At 30.5% G+C, this 20,557-nt stretch carries 18 protein-coding genes; all 18 read right to left on the bottom strand.

Going from position 1 to position 20,557, the window contains the following annotated elements; genetic code table 11:
• Positions 1-5: 5 nt before the first annotated feature.
• A complete protein-coding gene (locus VJY38_RS08075; protein WP_353680180.1) occupies positions 6-1,241 on the bottom strand; it encodes a hemolysin family protein in 1,236 nt (411 codons plus the stop codon).
• A gap of 5 nt (positions 1,242-1,246) precedes the next feature.
• Positions 1,247-2,119: a decaprenyl-phosphate phosphoribosyltransferase gene (locus VJY38_RS08070; RefSeq protein ID WP_353680179.1), complete on the bottom strand. Its 873-nt coding sequence runs from the start codon at positions 2,117-2,119 to the stop codon at positions 1,247-1,249.
• 20 nt (positions 2,120-2,139) lie between these two features.
• Positions 2,140-3,981 (bottom strand): DNA mismatch repair endonuclease MutL, encoded by a 1,842-nt coding sequence (mutL, locus tag VJY38_RS08065; protein WP_353680178.1) that lies wholly within the window; start codon positions 3,979-3,981, stop codon positions 2,140-2,142.
• 12 nt (positions 3,982-3,993) lie between these two features.
• Complete coding sequence (locus VJY38_RS08060) at positions 3,994-4,473, bottom strand: dihydrofolate reductase (RefSeq protein WP_353680177.1); 480 nt, start codon at positions 4,471-4,473, stop codon at positions 3,994-3,996.
• Positions 4,474-4,647: 174 nt separating this feature from the next.
• A complete protein-coding gene (thyX, locus tag VJY38_RS08055) occupies positions 4,648-5,568 on the bottom strand; it encodes an FAD-dependent thymidylate synthase (RefSeq protein WP_353680176.1) in 921 nt (306 codons plus the stop codon).
• 14 nt (positions 5,569-5,582) lie between these two features.
• Entirely contained in the window at positions 5,583-6,740 is a 1,158-nt protein-coding gene (locus VJY38_RS08050) for a glycerate kinase (RefSeq protein ID WP_353680175.1), read from the bottom strand.
• Positions 6,730-7,248, bottom strand: a complete 519-nt coding sequence (locus VJY38_RS08045) for an HIT family protein (protein WP_353680174.1) — start codon at positions 7,246-7,248, stop codon at positions 6,730-6,732. The genes VJY38_RS08050 and VJY38_RS08045 overlap by 11 nt, the downstream gene beginning before the upstream one ends.
• Before the next feature lie 60 nt (positions 7,249-7,308).
• Positions 7,309-9,405 carry an elongation factor G gene (fusA, locus tag VJY38_RS08040; protein ID WP_353680173.1) on the bottom strand — a complete coding sequence of 699 codons (2,097 nt, stop codon included), beginning with the start codon at positions 9,403-9,405 and terminating at the stop codon, positions 7,309-7,311.
• 29 nt (positions 9,406-9,434) lie between these two features.
• Entirely contained in the window at positions 9,435-9,818 is a 384-nt protein-coding gene (locus VJY38_RS08035; RefSeq protein WP_353680172.1) for a DUF948 domain-containing protein, read from the bottom strand.
• 3 nt (positions 9,819-9,821) lie between these two features.
• Positions 9,822-10,241 carry a YtxH domain-containing protein gene (locus VJY38_RS08030; RefSeq protein WP_353680171.1) on the bottom strand — a complete coding sequence of 140 codons (420 nt, stop codon included), beginning with the start codon at positions 10,239-10,241 and terminating at the stop codon, positions 9,822-9,824.
• 265 nt (positions 10,242-10,506) lie between these two features.
• Positions 10,507-12,357 carry a glycoside hydrolase family 2 protein gene (locus VJY38_RS08025; protein ID WP_353680170.1) on the bottom strand — a complete coding sequence of 617 codons (1,851 nt, stop codon included), beginning with the start codon at positions 12,355-12,357 and terminating at the stop codon, positions 10,507-10,509.
• 96 nt (positions 12,358-12,453) lie between these two features.
• Positions 12,454-13,578, bottom strand: coding sequence for a PKD domain-containing protein (locus VJY38_RS08020; protein ID WP_353680169.1), 1,125 nt, complete (start codon positions 13,576-13,578; stop codon positions 12,454-12,456).
• An 11-nt stretch (positions 13,579-13,589) separates the two neighbouring features.
• Complete coding sequence (locus tag VJY38_RS08015) at positions 13,590-14,987, bottom strand: glycoside hydrolase family 28 protein (protein ID WP_353680168.1); 1,398 nt, start codon at positions 14,985-14,987, stop codon at positions 13,590-13,592.
• A 149-nt stretch (positions 14,988-15,136) separates the two neighbouring features.
• On the bottom strand, positions 15,137-16,408 hold the full coding sequence (locus VJY38_RS08010; RefSeq protein WP_353680167.1) for an L-rhamnose isomerase: 1,272 nt from the start codon (positions 16,406-16,408) through the stop codon (positions 15,137-15,139).
• A gap of 24 nt (positions 16,409-16,432) precedes the next feature.
• Positions 16,433-17,473 carry an L-rhamnose/proton symporter RhaT gene (locus tag VJY38_RS08005; RefSeq protein ID WP_353680166.1) on the bottom strand — a complete coding sequence of 347 codons (1,041 nt, stop codon included), beginning with the start codon at positions 17,471-17,473 and terminating at the stop codon, positions 16,433-16,435.
• An 18-nt stretch (positions 17,474-17,491) separates the two neighbouring features.
• Entirely contained in the window at positions 17,492-17,806 is a 315-nt protein-coding gene (gene rhaM, locus VJY38_RS08000; RefSeq protein ID WP_353680165.1) for an L-rhamnose mutarotase, read from the bottom strand.
• A gap of 63 nt (positions 17,807-17,869) precedes the next feature.
• Positions 17,870-19,114: a glycoside hydrolase family 88/105 protein gene (locus VJY38_RS07995; RefSeq protein ID WP_353680164.1), complete on the bottom strand. Its 1,245-nt coding sequence runs from the start codon at positions 19,112-19,114 to the stop codon at positions 17,870-17,872.
• A gap of 29 nt (positions 19,115-19,143) precedes the next feature.
• The gene (locus VJY38_RS07990; protein ID WP_353680163.1) at positions 19,144-20,490 is read right to left on the bottom strand and encodes a TolB family protein; all 1,347 of its coding nucleotides are present in this window, start codon (positions 20,488-20,490) and stop codon (positions 19,144-19,146) included.
• Between the last annotated feature and the right edge of the window lie 67 nt (positions 20,491-20,557).

The following is a 20,557-nucleotide window of genomic DNA, read 5'->3' as shown; positions in this document are numbered from 1 at the left end:
GAAGGTTAACTTTCTCTGGTTTCGAGTTCAACAATAACTTTCATTAAATCAATTTTTGTTTTGCTTGATTTAAGAATAAGAATAGTAAAGTGGTCTATTTTGAATGATTCCCCTTTAAGCGGGATTCTTCCTAATTTTGTAGTTACATAACCAGCTATTGTTTCATATTCACCTTCTTCAATTCCAAAATTTAATTCTTCATTAAGATAATCTATTTCAACTTTACCACTTAATATAAAAGTATTATTATTAATTTTTTTCACTATTTTCTCTTCAACATCATATTCATCTCTAATTTCACCAAATAATTCTTCTATCAAATCTTCCATTGTTACAATTCCAGCGGTGCCACCAAACTCATCAACAACTACAGCAATAGAAAATTGTTTTTCAAGAAATTCATTCAGCATTTCAAGACTTTTTTTGGTTTCTGGAACAAAAACAACTTCTCGCATTATTGACCTTAAGTTATCTGGCATATTGAATAGATCTTTAATCAAAACCATCCCTTTGATGTTATCAAGATTTTCTTCATATACAATAAGTTTTGAATAACCAGATTCTATAAACTTTTCAATTACTTCTTCAATTGTGCTATTGATGTCTACTCCTACTATATCAGTTCTTGGAGTCATTGCTTCGTAAACTTTTTGTTCTTTAATTTCGATTACTTTATAAATTATATCAGATTGTTCTTCGTCAATTTTTTTTGCTTTAGTACTCTCTTCGATTAAATTCTGTATATCTTCTCTATCAACAACAGTTAATATATTTTCTTCTTCAATTTTTCCCATTTTATTTATTATTAAAGAAATGTTACTCGTAATTTTTGATAAAGGATAAAGCAATAATGAAATTATTCTAAGTGGTATTGATGAAATTAAAATGAGTAAATCTGCAAGTTCAGTCCCAAGATATTTTGGTATCAACTCTCCAAATAGTAGAATTAGAAATGAAGATAATAAAAGTATCTCAAATTCTTCCAGATTAAAATATGTAATCAAAAAGAATGAGATTATTGAAGCAAATGCAATGTTTACTATATTATTTGAGATTAGAATTGTTGAAAAGAAGTTATCAGGATTTTTTACAAAATAGTAGGCATTTTTAGCATAAATATTTCCTTTTCTTGCTCGCAACTCTATTTTTATTTTATTTGCTATAATGTAAGCTATTTCAGAAGATGAAAAAAATGCACTAAGAAATAGTAATATTATTAATCCAAGTATCTCATCAATCATATTATTTAGAAGTAAATTATTAATAATGTAGTAACGATATAAAGTAATAAATTAAAAATCATTGGTTTATCTATTAATAATACTTCAATAACATTTTCCCCTTTATTTTCTTTAAAAGCTATATACATATAACGAAAAATTCCAAACAAAACAAAGATTGTTGTATAAATTAATTTTTCTGTACCAAATAATAAAATAGTTCTCGATGCAACTGTATACAAAGCATATGATATAACAACTCCTGCCGATGTAAGAGAAACCATTTGATCAATAAAATTAAGTGTATATTTATTCAGCACTTCTCGCTGCATTTCAATTTTTTGATAACTAATAAATTCTAACCTTCTTTTCATTATTGCTAAGAACAAAGATAAAAATAGTGTAGTAAGTATAAGCCAGTTAGAAATATAAACTGAGATTATTAATGCACCACCAATAACACGTAGCATAAAACCTGCAGCTATACAAAAAACATCAACAATAACTATATTTTTCAAGTACAATGAATAAAAAATATTAATAAGGATATATATAAAAACAACATATACAAATTCATTCCAGATAGTAATACATAAAGTAATAGTAAGAAGAGATAAAATAATTAATATAATCTTTGCTTCCTGTAAGCTTAACAAATTAGCTGCAAGAGGTCTATTTTTTTTGACAGGATGAACTCGATCTCTTTCAACATCGACTATGTCATTAAAAACATAAACAAGACTTGATGCAAAAGAAAAAATAAGAAAAGCAATTACTGCTTTATAAAAATAATCTAAGTTGAATAGATGTTTTGAAAAAACAAGTGGTACAAATACAAAAATATTTTTCAGCCAGTTAGTAATCCGTATTAATCTCAGATACAAAATTATTTTTTTCAAAGAGTCCATCTAAATATTATTTATGTTCTTCCAAAACGTTTATCAAATTCTTCTATAGGTATTTTTATTATAATTGGTCTACCGTGTGGACAAACATAAGGCATTGAAGTTGCAAATAATTTATCGACAAGTATTCTCATTTCTCTTTCATTTAATTTATCACCTGCTTTGATTGCTGCTTTACACGAATATGATTTTGCAAGATTATCTTTAATATCGAGCCTTTTTTCCTGTTGATTTTTACGAAATTCGTGAAGTATATCAAGTAAAATATCAATTTCGTGTTGAGCTTTTATGTCTGATGGAATCCCGATCACATCAATTACATTTTTTGCTTTGAATTTTATAACAAAGCCAAGATTAGTTAAGTATGGTTCGAGATCTTTTGCTAATTGATAATCAGCTGGATCAAGTTGAATTGATTGTGGAAAAAGTAATTGTTGTGAAAAAGGTATATTTGCATCAAAAGACTGTAATGCTTGTTCGTATAAGATTCTTTCGTGAGCAACGTGAGCATCAATAATCATCAAACCACTTTTAATTTGAGATAAAATATATTTATTATGTAGCATTACAATAAAAGGAGAATCCGCTTCTGAATTTGTAGTGCCATCGAATTGATGAGTAATTTCAATTTGTTTTGATTCAAATGGATGAGGAACTTCTGAAGGTGATGCAGCAGCTTTTATATCTTTGTTTAAATTTCCGAATAAACGTTCAATATCATCTTCACTAAAGATTGGTGTTCTTTTTGATTCAAATTGTTTACTAAATGGTCTATCGCTAAAATCTTCCTTTTCAATTGATTTGAAATTCTGAAATTTCATAGTTACATCAGTAGTATTCCCTTCAAGTGAAACATTTGGCACTAAATCATAACTACCAAGTGTTTTTTTAATTACAGCGTGTACAAATGCATAAATTTCTCTTTCATCATCAAATTTAACTTCGAGTTTCGAAGGATGCACATTAACATCTACTTTATGAGGATCGATTGTCATAAATAAAACAAAGAATGGATAATCACCTTTTTCAAGAATATTTTCATAGGCACTATAGACAGCATGATTAATTATTTTATTTGTTACATATCTTTTATTCAAAAAGAAATATTGTTCGCCTTTACTCTTTTGTAAATAAGCAGGTTTAGTAACGAAGCCAGTTAAACTTATATAATCTGTTAACTCTTTAACTTCGAGGAGAGCATCAATTATATTTTCTGCAAAGATTGCTTTCATTCGTTCATGAATTGAGCAAGCAGGGAAATCGAATATTAAGTCATCTTCATTGTAAAATTTAAAACTTATTTCTGGATGACTTAGTGCAGATCTTTTAAACGCATCAATAATATGTTTTAATTCTGTTGCGTTACTTTTTAAAAAATTTCTTCTTGCTGGAACATTAAAAAATAAATTCTTAACAGATACTGAAGTCCCACGAGGGAAAGATCCTTTTTCAACAAGAAGATTTCCATCTCCTTCAATTTTAATTATGGTACCTAATTCATCTTCTTCTCTTTTAGTTTTCAACTCAAACTGGCTTACTGCTGCAATTGAAGCTAAGGCTTCGCCCCTGAAACCAAAAGTTGAAATTGCTTCGAGATCTTCTATTGTAGAAATTTTACTTGTTGCGTGTCGTTGAACACAAAGCACAGCATCTTCTTCGCTCATACCAATACCATCATCAACCACCTGAATTAAAGATTTACCTGCATTTTTTATAATCACATCAATTTTATTTGCTCCTGCATCTATTGAATTTTCGAGTAATTCTTTAACAACAGATTCGGGACGATTAACAACTTCGCCAGCTGCTATTTTGTTTGCAACATTTTCTGGTAATATTTTTATTTTATTATTCAATGTGATTCTCAACTAATTTTGTTTTTTAATATAATGATAAATTGTAAAATCTTTAAAATCTTCAACAGAACTTAATTCCCATTGATTTAGTTCAAAATATGGAAAGTGTGCATCTCCATCAATATTGAATTTCATTTTCGATAATATAATTTCATCAGCTATTAAAATTGTTTGATTAAAAATACTTTCTCCACCAATTATAAAAACTTTTTCAAATTTTTTTTCACAATATTCTAAAGCACTGGTAATTGAATCAAAAACAAGTACTTGTGGAAATTGTTGATTATAAAATTTATTGTGAGTTATGACAATATTAATTCTATCTTTTAATGGATTTCCAATCGATTCAAAAGTTTTTCTTCCCATTAAAACTGGAAATCCAGTGGTAGTTTTACGAAAATGTGCGATTTCTTCTTTATTATGCCAGGGAATTCTACCATTCTTACCTATCACAAAATTTTCTGATACAGCCGCTATTATTATCTTTTTCAAATTACTTCTAAAAAATTTTTTAATATTATTTTATTCTCCTGAGTAACAATTATAATAAACTTTACTTTATTATATTCTTACCATTAATCGCATAGTTAATTTAATCGGTAATTTCATGAAGTGTATCACACTACGAGAATCTTAATATTTAGTCGATTAATTGAAAAAATTAACTCACCATGGTTTTTGCAATCCCAGGCGTTCCAATTTTTCTTCAAATTCATTTCTTTCTCTGTTACGCACCAGTCTATTTTCAATTTTATTTAACCAGCCTAATTCTTTAGCAATTTTTAAAGCATCATCAATTTTATTATGAATTATTGCATTAACAATTTTAATTTCATTAGCAGAGAGTGAAAGTGAGTTCATCTGATAATCCTGAAATGCTTCCCATGTTATTGGACACCAGCGAGAAACAATTTCGTTCCCTATTACATTTGCATAACTACGAATTTCATATTGTGCATGAGAATCCATTCTAAGAGATAAAAAATGCAAAAGGTTATGAAGATCAATTTTCCAGTAAGCTTCTGTGTAAGTTGAAAGTGGCAAATCTTTTCTTGCCTGTTCACGAGCAACACCAAGTTCAAGTCTTTCCTGGTATATTTCTCGTGCAAAATTTTGAAGTTCTTCTTCGCGTTGAGAAAGTTTTTTACCAATTTCTTCATTTAAAAAACCATCACTCCCCTGTTTATTATCTTTAGCTTGAATACGCCATTGAGTTGGACTGGTTTTTTGTGTAGCATCTATTGCAATTGAGTATCGTGTTGAATATTCATTAACATTTGCAGTGCGATGTCTAATCCATTGACGCCATGTATCCATTGGTACTCGAACATGAAATTTAATTTCACACATTTCAAATGGTGTTGTATGTCTATTACGTAATAAATATCTTATTAAAGCTCTATCTTCGCTAACTTTTTTTGTTCCTTTTCCATAAGAAACTCTTGCAGCCTGAACAATCGATTCATCTGAACCCATATAGTCAATTACTCGAATAAAACCATCATCAAGGACAGGAAATTTTTTACCAAGAATTTCATCAAGTGCTGCTACTTTTACCCTTTCTATTTTCTCAAATTCATTTTCCATTTTTGTCACTTTATTTATTCAATAAGTTTTGTAATAAATTTAATTATTTGTTTACATGCTATTTCAATACCAAGGTCGATATTTTTAATTGATTCTTCTGTAGTATCAAAATATTCAGCTAATTCTATAACACGAATATTTTCATCATCAGGTAAATTTACATTTGCTTCGCCACAAACAATAAAAACAGGAATATTCTTTTTTGTAAATTCATTTGCAATTATCATAGAACCTTTATTCATCTGGCTCTGGAAATCAAATTTTCCTTCTCCTGTTATAACAAGATTATAGATACTACTTTCAGAATTTATATTGAGATTATTTTTGATAAAATCAGTTGCATACATTTCTTCGGCATTAAAAAATATTTTAAATCCTGCTGCTAATCCTCCACCTGCTCCACTTAGTTTAGAAATAAATTCATTATCAAGTTCAAGCTCTTTTAGAATGTTTTGAAAACCTTTTTCAAGATGAATTATATCTTCTTCTTTTGCTCCTTTTTGACGAGCAAAAGCTTTGATTGCACCTTTATTACCGAGTAAAGGATTTTGAACATCTATTATAGTTTCTATTTTAAAAGGCAGTTGAATTTCTGGTACAACAATTTTTTGAGCTAATTCAAAATTTTTTGGAATTACTTCTAATTTATTATTTTCTTTATCATATAATTCCAGTCCAAATACTTCCATCATTCCGAGACCGAGGTCATTTGTTCCTGTTCCTCCAATTCCTATTAATATCTTTTCAATATCAATTAAACCATTTTCGCATCCATCAAGTATCTGGAGTAAAAGTTCTCCCATTCCTTTTGAAGAGAGCACCATTGGATTACGAAATTCTTCTGGTATTTTTTTAAATCCCAGAACCTCTGCAGATTCAATAAATAATAATTTTTTTTCTTCCCAATAACCGACAGGGCATAAAAATTTTTCATTGTTATGTGGATTAGAAATTTCAAAATGAAGTTTTTCTAAACCGAAATGGTATTTACATACTTCTAAAAATCCATCTCCTCCATCGGAGATTGGTTTATAAATAAAATCAACATATGGTTTAATATTGCTTTTAAGAATTTTATCAAAAGAGATTTCAAATAATTTTACAAGTTCAACAGAATCTGCACATTCTTTAAAACTATTTGGAGCTACGAGAACATTAATTTTATTTTTCATTTTTTTTATTAATTATCTTTTCAAATGCGTTAATTAAATTTTTTTTTGTTTGAAGTAAATCCTGAGATATTACTTTTACTTCTCCAAGAACAGGAATAAAGTTTGTATCGCCATCCCATCTCGGCACAACATGAAAATGGATGTGGTCATCTATACCAGCTCCAGCTGCTTTTCCAAGATTTGCACCGTAGTTATAACCATGTGGTTTCATTGTAATATCAAGTGCTTCCAGTGTCAATTTAACAGTTTCCATTATTTCAATCATCTCTTCTGAAGTTAATTGACTGAATGAAGAAATATGACGATGTGGAATAACCATTACATGACCACTATTGTATGGATATAAATTTAACATCACATAACATAATTTACCTTCGAATACTTTCAAGCAATTATCATCATTGATATTTTCGTTAACTGCATTACAAAAAATGCATTCGTTATTATTCTTTTTTCTTATAAAAGATTCAATATATTGTGATCGCCAGGGAGACCAGAGTCTTTTCATATATCTCCTATAAATAAAAAAGGCGGAAATAATTCCGCCTCAAAATTAAATAGAAATAATTTATTCTGCTTCTTCTTCTTTTTGTTTTTGATATTCTTCAATAATTTTTGCTTCGATTTCTTTTGGTACTTCTTCGTAATGAGAAAAGCTCATTGTGAACATTCCTCTTCCAGAAGTTAAACTACGCAATTGAGTTGAATATTTATGCAATTCTGCAAGTGGAATTTTTGCTTTAATTATCTGGAAAGGACTTTCTGAATCCATACCCTGAATTTTACCACGTCTACTTGATATATCGCCCATTACATCACCCATAAATTCTTCTGGAATTTTGATGGTTACGTCATAAATTGGTTCAAGGAGAACTGGTTTAGCTTCAAGGAAACCTTTTTTAAAGGCTTGAGATGCAGCAATTTTAAATGAAATTTCATCAGAATCGACCGGATGATGTGTACCATCAAATAAGGTTACTCTAATATCAACAACTTTACTTCCAGTTAGAATCCCTTTTGCCATAGTTTCTCTGAGTCCCTTTTCAACCGCAGGTACAAATCGTCCAGGTACAACACCACCAACAATTGCATCAACAAATTCAAAACCGGCACCACGTGGAAGTGGTTCCAATTTCAAATGTACATGACCATATTGACCACGTCCACCTGATTGTTTTTTGTGTTTATATTCTGCATCTTCACAAACACCTTTAATTGTCTCGCGATATGGAATTTTTGGTTCAACTAAATCCACATCAACTCCATATCGATCTTTAAGAAGTTTTATAGCAAGATTTAATTGAAGTTCTCCCTGTCCTGCAATTACTGTCTGAGAAATTTCTGGATCATACTTTGATATTAATGTAGGTTCTTCTTCGTGTGCAGTATGCAATGCAGCGGAAATTTTATCTTCGTCACCTTTAGCTTTTGGTTTTACAGCAAAACGAATTACAGGTTCTGGATATTCAATTTCTGGAAGAACAACTGTAAAGTTCTTTGAGCAAAGAGTATCGCCAGTGTGACTATCTTTCAATTTAACTACTGCACCTATATCACCTGCATATAGTTTACTTACTTCAGTTCTATTTCTACCATTTAGTGTAAATAGCTGACCTAATCTTTCAACTTTATTTTTATGTGTATTAATTAAATCTATTCCAGGTGTTAACGTTCCTGAATAAATTTTAAAGATAGATAATTCGCCAACATGTTGTTCTGAAAGAGATTTAAAGATAAACAAAACTGGTTCACCGTTTGCGTCACAATTTACTTTTACTTTTGTATTTCCTTCTTTCATTAAAGCTTCGATAGGTTCTCTTTCATTTGGTGCCGGGAAGTAATGAACAATAAAATCAAGGAAAGTATTAGCACCAACACCTTTTGTAGCTGCAAATGGAAATACAGGAATTAATCCTTTTTTAATAATTGCAGCTTTAATACCTTTATTTAAATCATCTTCGCTTAATGTGCCTTCTTCAAAAAACTTGTTCATCAACTCTTCATCAGATTCCGCAACTTTTTCAATCAGTTCTTCTCTTAATTTTTTAGCTTTATCCATCAATTCAGCTGGTATTTCACTTTCGCTAATCTTTTTAGTACCAGGAGCATCGTAAGTCACCATTTTCATTTTTATTAAATCAATAATGGAATTAAAATTAACTCCTTCTTTAACTGGAAAAGCAACAACAGTTACATCTGGACTCAATCGGTTTTTTGCCATTTGTACGGTATCAAAAAACTTGGAATGTTCATTATCAACTTTGTTGATAATTATTGCAGCAGGAAGCTTATATTTTTTTACATAATCCCAGGTTAATTCTGTACCTACTTCAACACCTTCTGCACTTTTAATTACAGAGACAGCAACATCAACTACATATAAACTAGAAATTACCTGACCAATAAAATCCGGGAATCCCGGAGTATCAATTAAATTAACTTTAGTACTATTCCATTCCATATTTAAGGTAGAAGCGGCTATGGAAATTTGTCTTTCAATCTCATTTTGATTAAAGTCAGATACAGTATTTCCTTCTTCAATTTTTCCTATTCTGTTAATTTGTCCCGTTGTAAATAATAATAATTCAGAAATAGAAGTTTTGCCACTTCCACCATGACCGATTAATGCTAAGTTTCTTATTGATTCTGCATTGAACTCTTTCAAGATTATTTCTCCTTACTTTAGAACCAAAATTATTTTTTCTTAAATGTTTGCCAAAAAGTTGATATGCCTTTGAAAAGAGCACGTAGATTTTTTATAAAATCCTTTGCAGGATTATCATTCCCTTGAAATGTTTTTAGTGAAGTGAAGTTAGCAATTTTCTCTTTAATTTTTTTTATTGAACTATCAACCTCTTCCCAGTAATTTTCTATATCACTTACAACTCTCGATGCACGATTCGAAACATCATTCAAGTTCTCCAGCACTGGAAGAGCTTTTTCAACAATATCATGCACATCTTTTCTAATTGCCTCTGCTTCTCGTATAAGACTTTTAAGTGTAAATATTAAATATATACATAATACAGAAGCAGAAATAATAAGAATAACTAATAAAATATTAATGACAATATCCATTTATCAAGCTTCTTTTTCGGTTCGATATGTATCAACCCCGGCTTTTATTGCAGTTTTTAATCTCTCCCCTTCTTTTTCAACTTTTTCTTTTGTTGATTGTACAACATTTCCTGCCTTATCTTTTGCTTCGCTTAAAATTTTTTCTGCTTCACTTAAAAGGGCATCTACTTTCTCTTTAGCTTCAGCAACAAGTTTTTCAGATTTTTTTTTACCCTCATTAATTAATTGTGTAGCTTTTTCTTTTGCAGAAGATAAATAAGTTTCGGCATCTTCCATAAAATCCTGAGACTTTTTCTTAATATCTTCTCTTAATTCTTTGCCAGATTTAGGTGCAAATAATAATGCAATTATAGAACCAACAGCTGCACCAGTTAAAAAACCAATTAATAAACCTTTTCCCAAGCCATTATCTTCCGAAGCCATAATAACCTCCGTTTTCTAAGTTTTATGTTATACCAAAATAATAAGCATAGGTTCTAAAATCAAGAAGTGAAATAAAGGATGTGTAATAGAGATGATTAATTATTGATAGGGAAATTCTTAAGAAACGCAGAGTTCTGTTAATTTCAATGAAATAAGCTGTATAAATTGATTTTAAAGAATAAAAAAATTAAATGTTCTTCTTTGAATAAAATTTAGCTTGATTATATTTTCGTTGATTTTCTTACCTTGTTCCCATTTTTAGTTCTCAATGCTTACTGGTATTTTCAATTTCATCATAATATTTTTTCAAAACATAAAAAGCTTTTTTCTTAATGCCTGAACTTGAAATTAATCCTTTACGATTCCAGTAGTTTTGATAAACTGGATGTTGTCTTCTTGGCGATCTAAAATCCACAAGTATCCATGGAGTTAATCCTTTAATTTGCTTTTGATTTTTAATCATATTCAATTGCTTCTTGAAAAAATATTCCTGATAATCTTCTGACCACACAGTTACACTATCTGCATAAAATCCCTGAAGAGCACCTGCTCCTGTTTCACTTATCAAAACTGGTTTATTGTATTTGAATTGCCATTTTAATTTATCGCATTTATCTGGTTTGCCATCATACCATCCTATATATTCATTAAATGATAAAACATCAAGATATTCTCCCAGTGGATCATCGATAACATAAGTTGTGGGATCTTCTTTTAGTGAATGAACTTCAAGTGCTGCGGAGATTAATCTTGTGCTATCTAATTGACGTGCTTTTTCTGCAAGAGTTCTCATAAAATTTATTCTTTGTTCTGTCACTGGTGTTTCGTTGCCAATAGACCATATAATAACATTTGCTCTATTTCTATCTCGAATAATCATGTCTGTTAACTGATTAATAGCATTTTGTAAAGTTTCCTTATTCTCCCATTGAATTGTCCAATAGACTGGAATTTCTTCCCAGACCAGCAATCCCAATTTTTCAGCTGTTCTTATCATATATTCATTGTGTGGATAATGTGCCAATCGAACGTAATTACAATTTAATTCCTTTGCCCAGTTTAATAACATAAATGCTTCTCCTTCTGAGTAAGCTCTACCTGTCTTTAAAGGATTTTCTTCATGTATACAAATTCCTCTTAGATAAATTGGTTTTCCATTCAATAAAATATCTGTTCCACTTACTGCAATTGTACGGAATCCAATTTGATCTTTTAAAGTATCTGTTTCTGCAATGATATTTACATCGTAAAGAAAAGGAGTTTCGGGAGACCAGAGTTTTAAATTCTTTACAGGGATATTGAATTTTGCAAAACCATTTTCATCAGTATTAAATTTATATTGAACTCCAGCTAATGGAATTGTGATATTTATTTTTTGTTTTTTATTAATGCCATCTAATTGTACAAAACCTTCTATTAATTTGTTGTTATCTTTTTTCAATTGAATTAAGAAATCTTTAATGAATGTTTGATTTGTTTCGATCAATAATACATCTCGTGTAATACCACCATAATTCCACCAATCTGTATTTACAGTTGGAACTCCATCCAATCTTCTTGTATTATCAACTTTTACTATAATAAAATTATCTCCATTTTTAAGGTATTGTGTCACCTCAAAATTAAATGGAGTAAAACCACCAACATGGACACCAAGTTTTTTCCCATTTAAGTAAACATGTGCTTCATAGTTAACAGCACCAAAATAAAGGAAATATCTTTTATCATCCTTTTTATTTATAACAAAATTTCTTTTAAACCAGATTGTACCTTCATAAAATTTTAATTCATTAACCTGAGAATTCCAATCACCAGGTATTGTCATTGCAGGTGACAAATCGAAATCATATTCTACTCTTTCTGTTTTATCTTTTGGTTTATAATTTGCATAGAATCCTCTTAGATCTTCTCCTGTAGCATCATATGGCTGGCGTCTGTAATTATAGTAACCATTTTCATATGGATCAATTATATAATTCCATCTACCATTTAATGATATAAATTTTCGATTAAGTATGTTGGTAATTAAATCAGTTTTTTCACTAATTAAATTTTGGGAATAAATTGAAGAAAAAAGAAAGAGAAATATTAAATTCACCACAATTTTTCTTAACATATTAACCTCTAAAATTCATTTATGGTAATAGATCTTTACACATTATTTTTTTTATTCCAATATAAGTTAGTTTAATAAATTATTCACATTTTAAAATTACTTAAAACTAACATCCCAAACTTTAGTTAATTGATCTTTGCCATCAGGACCTTCGATATAAAGTGTAACATTATAATCACCACCTTTTTTGTATTGATAAACAGGATTCTGTTCATAAGAATAATTTCCATCTCCAAAATCCCATTTCCATTTTTTTATATTACCGATTGAGAGATCTTTAAAAGCAACAATTCTCTTTTCAAAGTCAATAACTTTAAAACTCCAGTTTGCTTTCAATTTTGGTAAAAATTCTGGTAAGAGTGGCATTAATTTGAATAAACATAGATAAGATGCATTTCCATACATTGTATGATGACGTGATAGATTCCAGAATCCATTGTGGCTTGTTGAAGTAGAATCATCATAATCAATCACCGCCCATGATAAACCAATTAATTTATTCTCTTCAAATTTTGATTCGACTGCTCTGGCAGGTCCATCAGCAGGGGCATAATCAAAGACAGTTATATAAAATTCTAAAATTAATTTACCAGATTGGCCTGTCCTTGTGAAATTATATTTGCAAGCAGAAAGAGCATAAGGAAATTCTTTAATCCAGGGCTGAATACCCCAGACCATACACCAATCTTTTTTCCCTGGTGGAGTAAAAATATGATAATTCTGTGCATGAACTCCGTGAATCAACCAGTGTTCATCTTCTGGAGTAATTCGTGGATCTAATTTAACACGATCAGTTCCAACAGCTTCTGGAGTCCATACTTTATAATGTGCATGGTCAACAAGGGGACCACCTGACAAATCGCCATCAACCACAACTTCAAAAATATCATTATGATGATCGTTGCGACAAAAATTCCAGAAATCATCGTAAGCTTCGTATAAAAAATAAAGTCTATTTAATCCTTTTACCCATCCAACTTTTACTTTAAAATCAAGATTTTTTTTATTAATAGAATCCTGTTTACCAGAATCTTCCCAGGCTTGTTCAATACCTATTGTATATGATTCTGGAACTATTGCCCAATCATCAGGATTACCATCAATAACTGGAATGCGATCATGCGGAAATTGAAATACCGGAAATGTTACATCTTCTCTATCAAGATAAAATCCTGAAAAAGAGAAAAGGAAAACAAATATACATGCTAACAATTTTTTCATAAATTACACTCCTATAGAAAAACTATATCTTCATATAAATTCGGATTAGCAGATTTGCCAGTAAACGATTTTATTTTGACACCTTGAGAATTTTCAACTTTAATTGCATTACTAAAATATTCAGGAATATTATTACCCCAATTAATTGAACTATTTACTATCATGATATCTTTTGCATACCTGATACTTATTCCCGGATTATCACAATATTCAATAGGTTCATAAACTGTAGTGGGACGGTTATCGAATAGTCCTCCTTTGTATTTTGTCCATCTATTAAACTCAACAGATACATTTTCTAAAAGAACATTTTCAATAATACTTTCTTTAGTACCATTAATTCTTATGCTATTTTCAGCTTTGCCACTTACATTCTTTACAATAACATTTTTAATTTTTCCACATTTTGTATCTTTATTTCTTGGAATAGCAGTAAACGAAATAGCCTCACCACGTCCCCACCATGGATCAGAATGATATTTAGACACAAATTCTATATTACTAAAAACAATATCACTTACAACTCCATTATCTCGCAGCTGGATATTTAATCCTCTGCAACTGGATTTAATCTTACAATTTTCAAAAGTAATTTTGTTAATATCAGAAGTTGTTTCTGTACCAATTTTTACACCTGAGTCCTGAGTTTCAAGTACACAATCATGGACATAAATATTTGATGAAGGGCCATAATCAATTTCCTGTTTTGTTGCTTTAATAACTATTGCATCATCACCACAAACAATATCACAATTTTTGATTTCAACATTTCTACAATGGTCTGGATCTATTCCATCACAATTAGGGACATTAAGAAGATTTCTTATTTTAATGCCATCAACTAATACATTTTCACATCCAAGCATATGTAAACCCCATTCAGGAGCATTGCCAAATGTAAATTCTTTTGTGGTTAGATTTCTACAGGATTTAAGAATGAACATTTTAGGTCGCCATTCTTTAGGGATCCACCATTCATTTGCTTCTTCGTAATGAGACATAAATTCAACTGCACGACCGTTTATATTGCCATAACCTGAAATAATAAGTTCTTCTGCACCATCTGCATAAAATGCAGTTGAATTTTTATAATGCGATTGTTCTGTACTGATAATTAATTCAGCTCCCTGATCAATAAAAAATTCTATACCACTTTTAAGTTCAATTGTGCCAATTAAGAATTTATATCCTTCAGGAACTATTACTTTTCCTCCAGAAGCATGTGCATTATCAATTGCTTTTTGAATCGCAGGAGAATCAAGAGTTTTACCATCTCCTCTGGCTCCAAATTTCAAAACATTAAATTCCTTTTTTGATTTACTGCTAAAAATTAATGGTGTAACTGCTGGTGATAAAGCTGTTAATGCTATAACACCAACAGTTTTTTTAATTGCTTCACGACGATTCATAGTAATTTCCTTATTGAAAATTATTATCAAATCATTACAAATTAATTTTACTTTTATTTAATGTAAAATATTATTATGGGGAATATCGGCGAAAAAAGAATTGTAATGATCAAAAGCTTATAAATACAAATGAATGCAATAAATTAATATTAGCTCCTTTTACTTAAAACTTCTTTTTCATATTTCTGAATTTCATTAATGTAATAATCTCCAACAGGTACATTATTGATGAGACAATAATAATCATAAATTGCCCCGAATGGCTTTGTTTTCATTATTTCGATATAAGCAAGTCTTTCAAAATACTTCCCTTTTTCTTCGAGTTCTTTTAATAAATGTGTTGGTTCAAGTAGTGCATATAATAATGCTAATTGAGTAGCTCTTGTGCCAATTACATATGCACCAATCCGATTTATACTTGCATCAAAAAAATCAAGAGCAATATTTACTCTATTTAAAGCATTAGCACGAACAATTTCCTGAGCTAAAAATTGTACTTCATCATTAAAAATAACAACATGATCACTATCCCAGCGAATACCACGACTTACATGTAATAACAATTCATCAACAAAAAGAAGGAGAGCTGAAATTTTATCTCCAATTTGTTCTGTAGGATGAAAATGTCCACTATCAATGCAAATCATCTTATTGTTTTTAATTGCATAACCTAAATAAAATTCATGAGAGCCAACAACCATTGATTCTGAACCAATTCCAAATAATTTACTTTCAAGTGAATCTTTTAAATAATCTTTTGGATATTCGACTTTGAAAATTTCATCGAGTGAATCTTTTAATAATGCACGATGTGTGTAGCGGTCAACAGAAATATCTTTTGAACCATCTGGAATCCAGATATTATTAATACAAGGTTTACCAAGTTGTTTGCCTATTTCTGCAGCTATTTCTCTGGTTCGTTTAACATGTTCAATCCAGAATTTACGATGTTTTTCATTTTTACATGAAAGAGTAAACCCATCATCTGCATATGGATGCGAAAAACAGGTTGGATTAAAATCCATACCAATATTTAATTTTTTTGCCCAATCAATCCAGCTTTGAAAATGTTCAATTGTTATCTGATCACGATCAACTTTTTTACCTTTAAAATCTCCATATATTGCATGAAGATTCAAACGTTGTTTGCCAGGTAGTAAACTCATAACTTTTTCGATATCCGAACGCAACTCTTCTACATTTCTTGCTTTACCTGGATAATTACCTGTTACCTGAAGACCTCCTCCACTTAACTCTGCATCGGGAGTTTCAAATCCACCGACATCATCAGCTTGCCAGCAATGTAAACTTATCTCAATTTCATCAAGCTTTTTTAATACAAGATCTGTATCAATACCCAAGTCTGCATATAATTGTTTAGCATTTTGATATGCCTGTTCTATATTTTTTTGATTTTTCATTTAGACCTCCAAAGATTCTGTAAGTTATAATTTGATTACAAATGTTGAAAGAATAAGAACTATTAAACCAAAAAATAAAGTTGCCATAGTTTTAGCTCCAGCACCTTTCCACTCTTTTAAAATCAATCCCCATACATTACTGAAAAGAATATTAAGAGCCATCAAAATACTCCAGCCAAAAACAAACATTGCCTGTGGAAGTTTGCTTTGTCCCATACCAAAGAAAAAGAATTGTAAGTACCAGAGTGTACCACCTAATAAACAGAACAATAAATTATTAAATAGAACTTTTTTATTAACAGAATAATAATCACTAAAAGTTTTATTCTTAAAATTCAGGTACATGCAGTAAACAAAGTTTGTTAAAAATCCTCCAAACATTACAAGAATATATGCTGGATTAACAACAAACAATGGATCAGTATTATACTCAGCTGCTACTTTCTGAATAACATAACCTGCATCGACAACACCTGGTATTCCATTAATACCATAATTAAAGCAAGCACTCATCAATCCCGATAGTACTGCTATTAATAATCCTTTTTTCAAAGCAAAATCTTTTATTGCTTTTTTTCTATCTTCTTCTGGCATATTACGAGATCTTAAAACACCAGCATAACCAACAATAGCTATTCCTGTTACACAAACGGCAACACCTAAGAGAATTAATCTTCCTTCGTGTGTTAAAAATAAATTTCTACCCGAGACAAAAGGCGGGATTAAAGTTCCAAGAGCTGCAGTAAAACCAAGAGCAACAGATTGACCGAGTCCAACACCTAAATATCGCATACTTAAACCAAATGTAAGTCCACCAACTCCCCACAATGCACCAAAAATAATTGCTCCCCATATTGCATTAGCAGGTGAATTAGCAAGTACATTTCCAAGTTCAGGTACTGTAAAGTATGCAAAGACCCATGGTGCAATTATCCATGAAACAATTCCCTGAACAATCCAATAAGATTCCCATGACCATTCTTTAATTTTCTTTATTGGTACATAAAAACTGGCAGCACATATACTGCCGATTGCAATAAGAATAATACTCATAAATGATTCCATAAATTCACCTTTTATTTATTAATCCATGTGAAATACCATTTCTAATGGTATTGTTATCGGGGAGAAATCGGGATTTGTCTCCATAATATCTGCCATGTACTTCCACCATTTTTGTACTACAGGATTAAGACCTAAATCCTGAGAAGACGAATCCCCTTCTACTTTTTGAACAGCAAAAAGTGTATTTGTTTCTTCATCTAAAAAGATTGAGTAATCACTAATTCCACTATTTTTTAGCAATTCTTTTAATTCTGGCCATATCTGGTCGTGTCTACGTTTATATTCTTCTTTATAACCAGGTTTTAATTTCATCTTAAATGCAATTTTTTTCATATACAACTCCATACAAGTTTATTAATAAATTTTAATAACTCTTATCATATTAGAAAGTATCAACTATTTTTGATTCAAAGTTTTCTTTAATTTAATTATTTCGATTCCTGCATCAATTACTGCTCCTAAACCATGTTTTTCATTCAAACGTGCAGGGCGTTCATAGTAAAAAACTAAATTGTCTTCGATTCCTGTTCCAACACAAATATCTTTAACCTGGCCATCGAGTTGTATTTTATGTGCTTTTAATCCTTCCCATCCTTTAATTGCAATTGAAGCATAGCGTTTATCTATCCATCCTTGATTTACAGCTCTTGCAATTGAATAAACAAACATTGCTGTGCAAGAAGACTCTAAGTAAGAATCTTCTTTATCAAGCAACTGATGCCATAATCCTTCTTTGCTTTGATATTTTGCAATACCTAAAATTTGTCTTTCGAGATCTTTAATTACTTCTTCTCTACCTGGATAATTTTCTGGTAAGAAGTTTAAAAGATGCACTTTAGCCATCATCACCCAACCATTACATCTACCCCAATGTGCAACACCATTACGTTTCAAATCGGAATAATAACAATGCCAGTATAGTTCTTTATTTTCATCCCATAGATATTTTGAAAAATTTTTGATTTGGAGAATTGCATCGTCCCAATATTTTTTATCACCTGAAAATTTTCCCATTCTTGCAAGAAATGGAACACTCATATATAAATCATCTGCCCATAAAGTCATTTTGTAGGGGAATGTTCGAACCAATGTTCCATCATCCAAACGTTCCTGTCTTTCTGTAATATGTTTAGCAGCATTTTCAATATATTCTTTATAATCTTTACGTTTAACAAATTCGTAAACATCCATCATGCTGGCTCCCATAGCACCACAGTCATCCAGTTCACGCATAGTCCAGAGTTGACCAAATGGGAACATGTAATGTGGTCCATCTTTTTCTTTATTATAACGAGCTTGAAAATATTTATAATTATCCATTCCAAAAGCTATGTGCGATGCTGCATAGTCTGCATATTTCTTATCACCCATAAGATTAGATAAGTTTATTAATGCCATATTCAAAACACCATTTGTATAATGCCACTCACCAAATGGATTTAAGAATCTAAGCTGTGCCCCATCTGGTACTTCTTTAGTTGATTTATAGATTTTTCCAGTATTAATATCTTTGAAACCTAACTCTCCATGTTCAAGAATATAATCAGCTACTCTTCTTACTACAATTTCATCAATATCATTTTGTGCAAAAGAAATTAAGTTCAAAAAGAAAATAATTATGAGAAAAACAATTTGTTTCACGGTTAATCCTCCTTATTCTATTTTATAATTTATTTTTTGTAATTCCGTTTTAAACATTCATCAGGAACAGGGATAATGCAAAGATTCATTGATCTTCCATCTTCAGAAAGCATTGCAGATTGGATTAAAATTTTAGTGCCATCTGGACTAAAAGAAGGATGGGGATGATCTCTTGCAGTAGTTTTATGACCAGCAGAAAGTAAAATCATTTCATGAGTTTGTCTGTCTATTAAATAAATTTCTCTTTCAAAATTATCGCCTGCTAAAAATCGTCCATCGGAAGAACCAGCAACATGCCAGAAACCACTACCGTATGTTATTTGACCTGCTATAAACATTTCTTTTGTTTTAATATTTACTACAGCAAGTCCTGTTGGTTTTTCTCTTGTTCCTGTATTTCCCCATTCTTTTTCCTGTCCTAAGTTAGACACATCATTTATGATTGTTGTATCATTATAATTACCAGGAATTTTTCTATGACCCATAATAGCGAAAGCAACTTCATCTGGAGTAATAACAACTTCGTGAGTAACCCATTCATAAGGTGCTTCAGGATAGAGTGGTCTCAATCCAGTTCCATCTGAATTTACTATCCAGGTTCGTTGCGGTGATTTACCTCCAGTTTCCCAGCAAAAAATTATTTGTCCAGCAACCCATGGATTACTTTGTATGTGACCTATCTGAAAAGGAACAGAAATAACATATTTAATCTCTCCAGTATTGACATTAAATCCTGCAATTCCAGACGGACCAGCACCCATATTTCGAGGACCAAAGTTTCCTTCTATTTTAGTTCCTTCTGGTAAATACTTCATTGCATAATTACGACCAACTCGAAACCATATCCATTCTTCGTTTGCATCTAAAGCTAAATCACCATAGGCTTCAAATTCCGATGGTATAACTCCGCAAACGTGTTGATATTCTGATGCACCTTTTAAATTATTTGTTTTTATATCATTAAAAAGCTTCTCTAAATTAGTCTCAACAATTTCTCGAGAACCTGGATTTTCTTTTGAATCTCGCATATAATATAGTTTCATAGATTTTCTGGAAACAAGTGGAGTTCCCGTATAGCCTCCTTCAGTAACCTGAACAATTTCACCTGAGTTCTCATTTACTGCCATTAATTCATGCCGAACCCGATTAGATCTAAAAACTATCCAGTTGCCATCTGAAGTCCATTGAGTATGAGTTGGATATATTTTTGAATCCCCTGCCTGTGTGCTTGTTAAGAATATTAATTTAGAACCAGTAACTGGATCGGTTATAACTTTTTTTTCTGATGGAAACCTTCTACCAATTTGAGCAATTATTGTTGAATAAAATAATAATAAAATTATTTCAACAATTAACAAAGTGTGCTTAGTTCTCATGAATAAATACTCGCATAATTTTTTAATTTATAATTACGAGCTAAAAGAAATTATGTTAGCAAGCAAA

Source organism: Rosettibacter firmus (genome assembly GCF_036860695.1).
In the GTDB taxonomy this organism is placed as follows: domain Bacteria; phylum Bacteroidota; class Ignavibacteria; order Ignavibacteriales; family Melioribacteraceae; genus Rosettibacter; species Rosettibacter firmus.
The sequence above is the reverse complement of the archived record's forward strand: the minus strand, read 5'-3'. Positions and strand labels throughout refer to the sequence as shown.

Bases quoted from the DNA above. Each gene is read 5' to 3' on its own strand.
- VJY38_RS08005 (WP_353680166.1), bottom strand. From the start codon at position 17,473: ATGGAATCATTTATGAGTATTATTCTTATTGCAATCGGCAGTATATGT.
- VJY38_RS08025 (WP_353680170.1), bottom strand. From the start codon at position 12,357: ATGTTAAGAAAAATTGTGGTGAATTTAATATTTCTCTTTCTTTTTTCT.
- VJY38_RS08075 (WP_353680180.1), bottom strand. From the start codon at position 1,241: ATGATTGATGAGATACTTGGATTAATAATATTACTATTTCTTAGTGCA.
- thyX (WP_353680176.1), bottom strand. From the start codon at position 5,568: ATGGAAAATGAATTTGAGAAAATAGAAAGGGTAAAAGTAGCAGCACTT.
- rhaM (WP_353680165.1), bottom strand. From the start codon at position 17,806: ATGAAAAAAATTGCATTTAAGATGAAATTAAAACCTGGTTATAAAGAA.
- VJY38_RS08045 (WP_353680174.1), bottom strand. From the start codon at position 7,248: ATGAAAAGACTCTGGTCTCCCTGGCGATCACAATATATTGAATCTTTT.
- VJY38_RS08020 (WP_353680169.1), bottom strand. From the start codon at position 13,578: ATGAAAAAATTGTTAGCATGTATATTTGTTTTCCTTTTCTCTTTTTCA.
- VJY38_RS08035 (WP_353680172.1), bottom strand. From the start codon at position 9,818: ATGGATATTGTCATTAATATTTTATTAGTTATTCTTATTATTTCTGCT.
- VJY38_RS08050 (WP_353680175.1), bottom strand. From the start codon at position 6,740: ATGAAAAATAAAATTAATGTTCTCGTAGCTCCAAATAGTTTTAAAGAA.
- VJY38_RS08030 (WP_353680171.1), bottom strand. From the start codon at position 10,241: ATGGCTTCGGAAGATAATGGCTTGGGAAAAGGTTTATTAATTGGTTTT.
- VJY38_RS07990 (WP_353680163.1), bottom strand. From the start codon at position 20,490: ATGAGAACTAAGCACACTTTGTTAATTGTTGAAATAATTTTATTATTA.
- VJY38_RS08015 (WP_353680168.1), bottom strand. From the start codon at position 14,987: ATGAATCGTCGTGAAGCAATTAAAAAAACTGTTGGTGTTATAGCATTA.
- VJY38_RS08010 (WP_353680167.1), bottom strand. From the start codon at position 16,408: ATGAAAAATCAAAAAAATATAGAACAGGCATATCAAAATGCTAAACAA.